Raw genomic sequence first — 11,025 nt, forward strand, 5'->3', positions numbered from 1 at the left:
TATAGCCTACCTTACCTTCGCGTTTTTCAGCACTTCATTTATCCTTGCCTGCCAGCCCTTGCCGGTCGCCTTGAATTTTCTGACGACATCCTGGTCCAGGCGGATGGAGACGACTTGCTTTGGTTTCTCCAGGGTCGGTCGGCCACGGGAACGCCTTATGCTCTCGAAAAGCTCCGGGAGCACTTCCGCGAAAGGCTTGGCTTGTGTCAGCTGTTCGTCGGTCGCCTCCCCGTCCTCGGGATCAGCAGCAATCTGTCTTTGAATTTCGGCTTCCTCGGCATCGGTAAGCCGCCGAATGTGTGACTTAGTGTTGCTCATACACGGACCTTTCCTTTCGGCTGGCATGACGCATCGAGATCACCGAGATCGCTTCGGAACCAAGCGGCTTGAAGATCACGGCGAGAATGATCTCTCCAAATTCTCCAATCGCCTTCAGCCGACCGGCTTTGGCCGGGAGGACGATTGACGTGGCAAAAAACTCGATATCGAGATCGGAGAAGTCGAGACCCCGGTTTGCGAGGTTCGTCACCCGTTTTGGCTCATCCCAAACGATTTTCAGGCGAGATCATCCAGTGTGTCTGCGTCAGGCCACGTGAATAAACGTAATACACAAATTAATCGAGAGATACAAGAATAAGCTGGATGATCGGAGGGTGCGTTCGCTAACGACCCAGGTCGCATATTTCGCTGCTCCAGTCGCGAATGGCGATTGAAAGTCGCAGCGCAGCGGGGCGTTATGCGCCCATGAAAACCGTCACCGAATTCCCCCGAAAAGCCGTCGAATTTCCCGATATGGGCATCGTCATGCCGGACGGCTGCCGGCTGTCGGCGCGCGTCTGGATGCCCGAGGACGCGACGGACAATCCGGTGCCGGCGATCCTCGAGCACCTGCCCTACCGCAAGCGCGACGGCACCATTTTTCGCGACCAGCTCACCCATCCCTATTTCGCCGGCCACGGCTACGCCTCGATCCGCGTCGATATGCGCGGCAATGGCGATTCCGAAGGGCTGATGGACGACGAATATTCCGAGCAGGAACTGCAGGATGCCTGCGACGTCATCGCCTGGGCGGCGGCGCAGCCCTGGTGCAACGGCAATGTCGGCATGATGGGCATTTCCTGGGGCGGCTTCAACTGCCTGCAGGTGGCCGCGAAACAGCCGCCGGCGCTGAAGGCGGTGATCAGCCTGTGCTCGACCGTCGACCGCTATGCCGACGACATCCATTACAAGGGCGGCTGCCTGCTCTTGGAAAATTTCGGCTGGGCCTCGACGATGCTGTCCTATTCGTCGCGGCCGCCGGACCCGGCGATCGCCGGCGGCAATCGCTGGCGCGACCTGTGGCTCAGCCGGCTGGAGAACCAGTCTTTTCTCCTGCCGCTCTGGCTCAGCCACCAGCATCGCGACGCTTATTGGAAGCGCGGCTCGATCTGCGAGGATTTTTCGGCGGTGAAAGCGGCCGTGCTGTCGATCGGCGGCTGGCATGACGGCTACCGCAACACCATCTCCAATCTCGTCACCAGCATCCAATCGCCGGTCAAAGGCATCGTCGGCCCCTGGATCCACAAATACCCGCATTACGCCGGGCCCAATCCGGCCATCGGCTTCCTGCAGGAGGCGTTGCGCTGGTGGGACCACTGGCTGAAGGGCGCGGAGACCGGCGTCGAGGCCGATCCGGACTATCGCGCCTATGTCATGGACAGTGTGCGGCCGGCGCGCTGGCATCCCGAGCGGCCGGGCCGCTGGGTCGCGGAACAGGAATGGCCGTCCTCAAACATCAAGGTCGAGGCGATCGAACTCATTTCCGCGGGCGCAAAGCCGTCGATCGTCGCGTCGCCGCAGACCTGCGGGCTTGCCGGCGGCGAGTATTTTCCCTTCACCTTCGGACCGGAATTGCCGGGCGACCAGCGTCCCGATGACGCGCTTTCGGTTTGTTTCGACCAGCCTGAGCTCGGCGAGGCGATCGACATCGTCGGGGCGCCGGAGCTCGAGGTCCGGGTTGCTTCCGATCGACCCCAGGCCAACATCACGGTGCGCCTCTGCGACGTGCATCCCGATGGGGCCTCGGAGCTGATCTCCTATGGTGTGCTCAATCTCACGCACCGAAACTCGCATGAATTTCCGCAAGCGCTAATTCCCGGCGAGACGGTTTCGGCGCGCGTCGTGCTCGACCAATGCGCCTACCGGGTGCCGGCCGGCCACAAATTGCGCATCGCCGTTTCGACCGCCTACTGGCCGATGATCTGGCCCTCGCCGGAGTCAGCGCGGCTTGATCTCGCGAAGGCGACGCTGAAGCTGCCGTTGCGCCCGCTGGCGAAAGGCAATGAGGTTTCGTTTCCAGAGCCGGAAGGCGCGACACCCTGGGCGACCGAGACGATTCGGCCGGCGAGTTCCGAACGCCATGTCGGCCGCGACGAGAAGACCGGTCTTGTCACGCTTTCCATAACCGACGATTTCGGCGAGGTGCGCGACCTCGATCATGGGCTGGTCAATGGCAGCATCGTGCGCGAGACATGGACGATCCATCCCGATGACCCGCTGTCGGCCACCGGAGCCACGCATTGGACGCAGGCATTGTCGCGCAATGAATGGTCGGTGCGGACCGAAACTTTTGCCGAGATGCGATCGGACGCCGCAAACTTCATCGTCAGCGCGAGAATCGAAGCCTATGAGGGTGAAAAACTGGTCTTCGAGCGCGGCTTCGAGCAGGCGATTCCCCGCGCCCTGGTTTGAGCCAGGGCAGATTGGGCCAAATGCGACGTGCGATTTACGCCACGGTATGTCGCATTCGGTCTTGCCTGCCGCTTTCCCTTACGGTCATTATCTCCTCCAATAGCAAGAAACGACCCTAAGGTCGGATATCCAGAGTGAGGAACCGTAATGTCCAACGAACTCGACTATCTCAGCCGGCGAGTCGCGGCCGGAAAACTTAGCCGTCGCGATTTTCTCGGTCGCGCCGCGGCGCTCGGCGTCGCCGCCACCGTTGCAAACTCGCTGCTCTCCAAGGCCGTTCGTGCGGCCGGTCCGGTCAAAGGCGGCACGTTGAAGGCCGGCCTGCAGGGCGGTGAATCCACCAACAGTCTCGATCCGGCGACCTTCCTTAGCCAGGTTCCGTTCGCCTTCGGCAAATGCTGGGGCGAAACGCTGGTCGAGCTCGCGCCGGGCGGCGGCGTCGAATACCTGATCGCCGAAGAAATCGGCTCTTCGGACGACGCCAAGACCTGGACGATGAAGATCCGCAAGGGCGTCCAGTTCCACAACGGCAAGGAAGTAACGCCGGACGACGTGGTGGCGACGCTGAAGCGCCACAGCGACGAGAAGTCAAAATCCGGCGCGCTCGGCGTCCTGAAGAGCATCGACACCATCAAGGTCGATGGCGGCAATGTCGTGGTCACGCTGAAGGACCCGAATGCCGACATGCCTTACCTGATGGCGGACTATCACCTGATCATCCAGCCGAATGGCGGCATGGACAAGCCGGACGCTGGCATCGGCACCGGGCCGTACAAGATCACCGGCAACCAGCCCGGCGTGAAGCACACCGCCGCGCGTTTCGACCACTACTGGCAGCCCGACAAATACGGCCATGCCGATCAGGTCGAGATCGTCGTCGTCAACGATCCGACGGCGCGCATGGCCGCGCTCCAGGGCGGCCAGGTCAACATGATCAACCGCGTCGAGCCGAAGATCGTCGACCTGGTCAAGCGGCTGCCCGGCGTCACCATCCGCGCCGCCTCGGGCCGCGGCTTCTATCCCTTCAACATGTTCTGCGACACCGCGCCCTTCGACAACAACGATCTCAGGATGGCGCTGAAGCTCGCCATGGACCGCGAGGAGATGCTGACCAAAATCCTGCGCGGCTACGGTGAGGTTGGCAACGACATGCCGGTCAACAAGGCCTACCCGCTGTTCGCAGGCGATTTCGAGCAGCGCAAGTTCGATCCGGAAAAGGCGGCCGCGGCTTACAAGAAGTCGGGCCATAGCGGCTCGATCCTGCTGCGCACCTCCGACGTCGCCTTCCCGGGTGCCGTGGACGCCGCCCAGCTTTATCAGCAGAGCGCGGCCAAGGCCGGCATCAAGATCGAGATCAAGCGCGAGCCGGGCGACGGTTACTGGACCGAAGTCTGGAACAAGCAGCCCTTCTCGCTCTCCTACTGGGGCGGCCGTCCGACCCAGGACCAGATGTATTCGACCGCCTATCTGTCGACCGCCGACTGGAACGACACCCGCTGGAAGCGCCCGGACTTCGACAAGATGGTGCTTGCGGCGCGCGGCGAGCTCGACGAAGCCAAGCGCAAGAAGATCTACCGCGACATGGGCGAGGTCATGCGCGACGAAGGCGGCCTGATCGTGCCGTTCTTCAACCAGTTCGTCGACGCGACCGGCAAGGGCGTCGAAGGCTGGATCGATAACCCGGCGCAGGAACTCAGCAACGGCCATGCCCTGATCGAGTGCTGGCTGCAGGCCTGATGAAGGATAAGGGAAGGGCTGGCCCAGGCCGGCCCTTCCCCGTTTTCATGACCCGCCCGAAAGGCGGGCGTCGTCCCTTCTTCACCGTTGCAGGTAGCCGATGTCGTCTCCGATCCTGAGATTGGTCGCTCAGCGCGTCTTGCTGGGCCTGGTTCTTCTTTTGGCCGTTTCGGTGCTTATCTTCGCCGGCACGCAGATTCTGCCGGGCGACGTCGCCCAGGCGATCCTCGGCCAGTCGGCGACGCCGGAGGCGCTGGCGAACCTGCGCGAACAGCTCGGGCTGAACGATCCGGCGTGGCTGCGCTACGTGCACTGGCTGTGGGGCATCCTGCATGGCGACTTCGGCACGGCGCAGTCGAGCGGACTGGACATCGCGACCTCGATCAGCACCCGGCTGAAGAACACACTGTTCCTGGCGGCTTGCGCCGCGATCGTCGCCGTGCCGCTGGCGATCGTCCTCGGTCTGATCGCGGTGCGCTACCGCAACGGCTTCGTCGACAAGTTGATCTCCGGGCTGGCGCTGGCCTCGACCTCCTTCCCGGAATTCTTCATCGGCTATGTGCTGATCTATTTCTTCGCCGTGAAATGGCAGATCTTCCCCAGCATCTCGACGGTGGATGACTCGACTCCCTTCCTCGAAAGGTTGCAGGCCGTCGTGCTGCCCGCGACCGCGCTGACGCTGGTGGTGCTCGCCCATATGATGCGCATGACGCGCGCGGCGATCCTCAACGTCATGCAGTCGGCCTATATCGAGACGGCAGAATTGAAGGGGCTGAAGGCCTTCGACATCATCCGCAAGCATGCTTTCCCGAACGCGATAGCGCCGGTCGTCAACGTCGTCATGCTCAACCTCGCCTATCTTATCGTCGGCGTCGTGGTGGTGGAGGTGATCTTCGTCTATCCGGGCATGGGACAGTATCTGGTCGACCATGTCGCCAAGCGCGACGTGCCGGTGGTGCAGGCGGTCGGCCTGATCTTCGCCGCAGTCTACATCACGCTCAATATCGTCGCCGATATCGCCGCCATCGTGGCCAATCCGCGGCTTAGGCATCCGAAATGACGGGGGCATCCGAAATGACGGGCCGGATGCAAGACGACCAAAGGGGGAACTGAGGCGAATGGCGCTACGACAAATCCCGTTCACCGCCTGGGTCGGGCTTATCCTGACCGGCTTCTTTGCGTTCTGTGCCATCTTCGCGCCTTGGGTCGCGCCGCACGGCAATGGCGAGATCGTCGGCGACGTCTGGGAGCCGATGTCGGCCGCCCATTGGCTGGGCACCGACAATCTCGGCCGCGACCTTATCTCACGCATGATCTACGGCGCGCGCATAACCATGGAGATCGCGGTGGCGGCGACTGCGCTGTCCTTCTCTCTGGGCTCGATCCTCGGCTTCACGGCGGCTGTCTTCGGCGGCTGGTTCGACACGCTGCTGTCACGCTTCGTCGACCTATTGATGTCGATCCCGACGCTGATCTTCGGCCTCGTCGTGCTATCGGTGCTGCCTACGACCACGCTGACGCTGATCCTGGTCATGGGCATTCTGGACTCCACCCGCGTCTATCGCCTGTCACGCGCCGTCGCCGTCGACATCAACGTCATGGACTTCGTCGAGGCGGCCAAGCTGCGCGGCGAAGGCAAGGCCTGGATCATCTTCCGTGAGATCCTGCCCAATGCGCTGTCGCCGCTGGTGGCGGAGCTTGGCGTGCGCTTCATCTTCGCCGTGCTCTTCCTGTCGGCGCTGTCCTTCCTCGGGCTTGGCGTGCAGCCGCCGGATTCGGACTGGGGCGGCATGGTCAAGGAAAACAAGGACGGCATCGTGTTCGGCATTCCGGCGGCGCTGATCCCGGCCGCGGCGATCGCGGTGCTGGCGATCTCGGTCAACCTCGTCGCCGACTGGGTGCTCAACCGCACGACGAGCCTGAAGGGAGGACGTGGCTGATGGCTGGCAATCAAGCAAGGTCCGGGCAGGCGAAGTCCGGGCAGGCAAGCTCGGGCAAGCTCCTCGACATCCGCAACCTGCGCATCGAGGCGACCGTCTATCCGCCGGGCGAGACGCCGAAGACCATCACGCTGGTCCACGATGTCTCGCTGACGCTCGAAAAGGGCAAGGTGCTCGGCCTGATCGGCGAATCCGGCGCCGGCAAATCGACCATCGGCCTGTCGTCCATGGCCTATGGCCGCGGCGGCGTGCGCATCACCGGCGGCGAGGTGATCCTCAACGGCCGCGACATCATGAAGGCCGGACCAAGAGGCGTGCGGGCGCTGCGCGGACGCGAGGTGTGCTATGTCGCGCAGTCGGCGGCGGCGGCGTTCAATCCGGCGCACAAGCTGATCGACCAGGTGGTCGAGGCGACCCTGTTGCATGGTACCGCGAACCGCGCCGAGGCCGAGAAGCGGGCCATTGCGCTGTTCAAGAAGCTTAGCCTGCCCAACCCCGAAACGATCGGCGAGCGCTACCCGCACCAGGTCTCCGGCGGCCAATTGCAGCGCGTGATGACAGCGATGGCGCTCTGCTCGGAGCCCGACCTCATCGTCTTCGACGAGCCGACCACGGCGCTCGACGTGACGACCCAGATCGACGTGCTTGCGGCGATCAAGGACGCCATCCGCGACACCCATGTGGCGGCCCTCTACATCACTCACGATCTTGCCGTCGTCGCCCAGGTGTCGGACGAAATCATGGTGCTGCGCCACGGCCGGCTGGTGGAGTGGGGCGGCACGCAGCAGATCATCAAGGAGCCGCGCCAGGAATATACCAACGCGCTGGTTTCGGTGCATGAGATCGAGCACCAGGAACAGCAGCCCGGCGCAACGCCGTTCCTGTCGGTGAAGAATGTCACCGCCGCCTACGGCGGCGGCCATGTGAAGGTCCTGAAGAACGTCTCGGTCGACATCTATCCCGGCCAGACTCTGGCCGTCGTCGGCGAGAGCGGCTCCGGCAAGTCGACGCTGGCGCGCGCCATCACCGGGCTTTTGCCGCCCGAGCAAGGCACGGTGACCTTCGATGGGCGCCCGCTGGCCAACCGGCTTTCCGACCGGCCGAAGGAGGATCTGCGTCAATTGCAGATGATCTACCAGATGGCCGACGTAGCTATGAACCCGCGCCAGACGGTCGGCACCATCATCGGCCGGCCGCTGGAGTTCTATTTCGGTATGAAGGGACGCGAGCGCGACAAGCGCGTCGCCGAACTGCTCGACGAGATCGAGATGGGCAAGGGTTTCGTCGACCGCTACCCGGCCGAGCTGTCCGGCGGCCAGAAGCAGCGCGTCTGCATCGCCCGCTCGCTCGCCGCCAAGCCGAAGCTGATCATCTGCGACGAGGTGACATCGGCGCTCGACCCGCTGGTCGCCAACGGCATCCTGAAGCTGCTTCTGAACCTGCAGCAGCACGAAAAGGTCGCCTATTTGTTCATCACGCATGACCTGGCGACGGTGAAGTCGATCGCCGATTCGATCGCGGTGATGTATCGCGGCGAGGTCGTGCGCTACGGCTCCAGGAGCAAGGTGCTGACGCCGCCCTTCGACGCCTATACGGACCTGCTGCTGTCCTCCGTGCCGGAAATGGAGATCGGCTGGCTGGAGAAGGCGATCAAGGGCCGGCGCATGGCGAGCGCCGGAAATTAGCCCACGAAAGTCAGCCCGGACCAGAAGCTGTCATGCGGCTGCAATGCGCAGCAGGAAAGATCGGCCGCGGGCGGGTAGAGCCCGCAGCAAACCAATCTCAAAAAGGGGGCAGGACATGCAGACCGAACTCGACCATCTCGCCGCACTCGCCGGCAAGGGCAGGATCTCGCGGCGCGATTTTCTCGGCCGCGCGGCGGCGCTCGGCGCCTCGGCGGCGCTGGCTACGACGCTGGCTGGCAAGGCTTTTGCCGCGACGCCGATGAAGGGCGGTATCATCAAGGCCGGCCTGCAGGGCGGCGAATCGACCAACAGCCTCGATCCGGCGCTGAACCTCAGCCAGGTGACCTACAATTTTTGCAAGCAGTGGGGCGAATTCCTCGTGCGGCTGACGCCCGAGGGCGGCGTCGAGAACCTGATCGCCGAGGAGATCGGCGCCTCGGCCGACGCCAAGACCTGGACGATGAGGATCCGCGACGGCATCGAATTCCACAACGGCAAGACGGTAACGGCGGAAGACGTTGTCGCGACGCTCGAGCGCCACGCCGACGAGAAGTCGAAATCCGGCGCGCTCGGCGTTCTGAAGAACATCAAGACCATCAAGGCCGATGGCAAGGACGTGGTGGTGACGCTCGGCGACGCCGATGCCGACTTCCCCTATCTGATGGCCGACTACCATCTGGTCATCCAGCCGAATGGCGGCAAGGACAACCCGAATGCCGGCATCAGCGCCGGTCCGTACAAGGTCAGCGTCAACCAACCCGGCGTGAAGCATGGCGGCGAGCGCTTCGCCAATTACTGGCGCGGCGACAAGGCCGGTCATGCCGACCAGATCGAGATCGTCGTCATCAACGATCCGACGGCCCGGCTTGCGGCGCTGCAGGGCGGCCAGGTGCATCTCATCAATCGGGTCGAGCCCAAGGTCGTTGACCTGGTGAAGCGCATGCCGGGCGTCAGCATTGAGAACGTCGCCGGGCGCGGCTACTACCCGTTCAACATGTTCTGCGACACCGCGCCCTTCGACAACAGTGACCTCAGGATGGCGTTGAAGCTGGCGATGAACCGCGAGGAGATGCTGGACAAGATCCTGCGCGGCTATGGCTCGGTCGGCAACGACTTCCCGATCAACGAAGCCTATCCGCTGTTTTCCGCCGACATCGAGCAGCGCAAGTTCGATCCCGAAAAGGCGGCCGCAGCCTATAAGAAGTCGGGCCATAGCGGCTCGGTCCTGCTGCGCACCTCGGACGTCGCTTTCCCCGGGGCCGTGGACGCCGCCCAGCTCTACCAGCAGAGCTGCGCCAAGGCCGGCATCAAGATAGAGATCAAGCGCGAGCCGGGCGACGGTTACTGGTCGGAAGTGTGGAACAAGCAGCCCTTCTCGCTCTCCTACTGGGGCGGCCGGCCAACGCAGGGCCAGATGTATTCCACTGGCTATCTGTCGACCGCCGACTGGAACGACACGCGCTTCAAGCGGCCTGAATTCGACAAGATGCTCTACACGGCCCGCGCCGAGCTGGACCAGGCCAAGCGCAAGGCGATCTATCGCGACATGGCTATGCTGATGCGCGACGAAGGCGGCCTGATCGTGCCGTTCTTCAACCAGTTCGTCGACGCCGCCAACACCAAGAAGGTCAGCGGCTGGGTGAAGAACCCGAATGGCGAGATGATGGACGGCTATGCGCTCAACGAGTGCTGGCTGAACGCCTGATATCGGGCTAGTCCTAAGAAGCGCCGCGTGTCGCCTGGCACGCGGCGCTTCTGTTTTCGATGCATGATCATGGGAACCGCCGTGGCGCTCAAATCCAAACTGCTGCTCATCATCCTCGACGGCGTGCCCTACCGGAACTGGCGCCGGCTGATGGGCAACCTCGAGGGCTGGGCGCAGTCCGGCGAAGCGCAGGTCTGGAAGATGCGTTCGGTGCTGCCGTCGACCTCGGCCTGCTGCTACGCCTCGATCCACACCGGGGTCACGCCGCAGGTGCACGGCATCCTTTCCAACGAGAACCGCTTTCGCGTCACGCAGCCGGATATCTTCTCGGAAGTCAGCAAGGCCGGCGGCAAGACCGGCGCCGTGACCCATTCCTACTGGTCGGAATTCTTCCGCTCGTACCCGTTCGACCTGGTCGAGGACATGGAATTCGACGAGCCCGATGGGCCGATCACGCATGGCCGCTTCCACACCATGACCGGCTACAATCTCAAGAACCAGATGACGCCGAGCGACGTCGACCTGTTCGCGACGCTGACCATGCTGGCGAAGCGCCACGGCATCGATTACGGCATCCTCCACACCTGCACGCTGGACTCGATGGGCCATCGTTTCGGCCATGACTGTCACGAGATGGACCATGCCTGCTACGCGATGGACGCGATGCTGGCAGCCTTCCTGCCGCGATGGCGCGCAGCCGGCTATGAAGTGATCGTGACGGCCGACCATGGCCAGACAGACCGCGGCCATCATGGCGGCCATGACGACGAGATGCAGGATTTCGCGCTCTATTATTTCGGCCCGGCCAAGGGGCCTCAAGCCGACACGCTGCTCGATCAGCTGCAGCTCGCGCCGACGGTGCTGAGCCGGCTTGGGGTGGCGATACCGGAGACGATGAAGGCGAAGGTGTTCTTGGTTTAGTTCCCCCTTCTCCCGTTGCAACGTTGGAGATTGGCGAAGGCCAAGCAACTTCGTCATCCACGGGCGGAGCGGGAGCGAAGCGGACGCGCAGACCCGAGGATCCATTCCGTGACCTCGCGCGAGGGGTGCAACTGAGAAAGTTCTGCAACGGGATCAATGCCTTGACGTCACGGAATGGATCCTAGGGTCTGCGCCGCGTCGCTTCGCTCCTTGCTTCGCCCTAGGATGACGAAGCAATAGGCGTCTCGGCCTATCGCCGGGAAGGAGTAGGAGAAGCGCCCCCTCTGGCAACCTCCCCTCTCTTCAG

At 63.2% G+C, this 11,025-nt stretch carries 9 protein-coding genes; 7 read left to right on the forward strand and 2 right to left on the reverse strand.

Features of this window, described 5'->3' with window-relative positions:
- Window positions 1–6 precede the first annotated feature (6 nt).
- Both FJ417_RS22290 and FJ417_RS22295 read right to left on the reverse strand, forming a co-directional pair.
- Window positions 7–318: a BrnA antitoxin family protein gene (locus FJ417_RS22290; RefSeq protein WP_140647137.1), complete on the reverse strand. Its 312-nt coding sequence runs from the start codon at window positions 316–318 to the stop codon at window positions 7–9.
- On the reverse strand, window positions 305–559 hold the full coding sequence (locus FJ417_RS22295; RefSeq protein WP_140784933.1) for a BrnT family toxin: 255 nt from the start codon (window positions 557–559) through the stop codon (window positions 305–307). The genes FJ417_RS22290 and FJ417_RS22295 overlap by 14 nt, the downstream gene beginning before the upstream one ends.
- Window positions 560–744: 185 nt before the next feature.
- Here FJ417_RS22295 and FJ417_RS22300 point away from each other — a divergent pair, with 185 nt between their 5' ends.
- The 7 genes from FJ417_RS22300 to FJ417_RS22330 all read left to right on the forward strand — a co-directional run bounded on the left by FJ417_RS22300 (window position 745) and on the right by FJ417_RS22330 (window position 10,718).
- On the forward strand, window positions 745–2,730 hold the full coding sequence (locus tag FJ417_RS22300) for a CocE/NonD family hydrolase (protein ID WP_140784934.1): 1,986 nt from the start codon (window positions 745–747) through the stop codon (window positions 2,728–2,730).
- Between the two features lie 147 nt (window positions 2,731–2,877).
- Window positions 2,878–4,467: an ABC transporter substrate-binding protein gene (locus FJ417_RS22305; protein ID WP_140784935.1), complete on the forward strand. Its 1,590-nt coding sequence runs from the start codon at window positions 2,878–2,880 to the stop codon at window positions 4,465–4,467.
- A gap of 100 nt (window positions 4,468–4,567) precedes the next feature.
- Complete coding sequence (locus FJ417_RS22310) at window positions 4,568–5,527, forward strand: ABC transporter permease (protein WP_140647141.1); 960 nt, start codon at window positions 4,568–4,570, stop codon at window positions 5,525–5,527.
- Window positions 5,528–5,585: 58 nt separating this feature from the next.
- Window positions 5,586–6,407, forward strand: coding sequence for an ABC transporter permease (locus FJ417_RS22315; RefSeq protein WP_140647142.1), 822 nt, complete (start codon window positions 5,586–5,588; stop codon window positions 6,405–6,407).
- Window positions 6,407–8,092, forward strand: coding sequence for an ABC transporter ATP-binding protein (locus FJ417_RS22320; RefSeq protein ID WP_140647143.1), 1,686 nt, complete (start codon window positions 6,407–6,409; stop codon window positions 8,090–8,092). Before FJ417_RS22315 ends, FJ417_RS22320 begins: the two co-directional genes overlap by 1 nt.
- A 115-nt stretch (window positions 8,093–8,207) precedes the next feature.
- Complete coding sequence (locus FJ417_RS22325) at window positions 8,208–9,797, forward strand: ABC transporter substrate-binding protein (RefSeq protein WP_140784936.1); 1,590 nt, start codon at window positions 8,208–8,210, stop codon at window positions 9,795–9,797.
- A gap of 81 nt (window positions 9,798–9,878) precedes the next feature.
- A complete protein-coding gene (locus FJ417_RS22330) occupies window positions 9,879–10,718 on the forward strand; it encodes an alkaline phosphatase family protein (RefSeq protein WP_140784937.1) in 840 nt (279 codons plus the stop codon).
- The last annotated feature ends 307 nt before the right edge of the window (window positions 10,719–11,025 follow it).

Source organism: Mesorhizobium sp. B3-1-7 (genome assembly GCF_006439385.1).
Classification (GTDB): domain Bacteria; phylum Pseudomonadota; class Alphaproteobacteria; order Rhizobiales; family Rhizobiaceae; genus Mesorhizobium.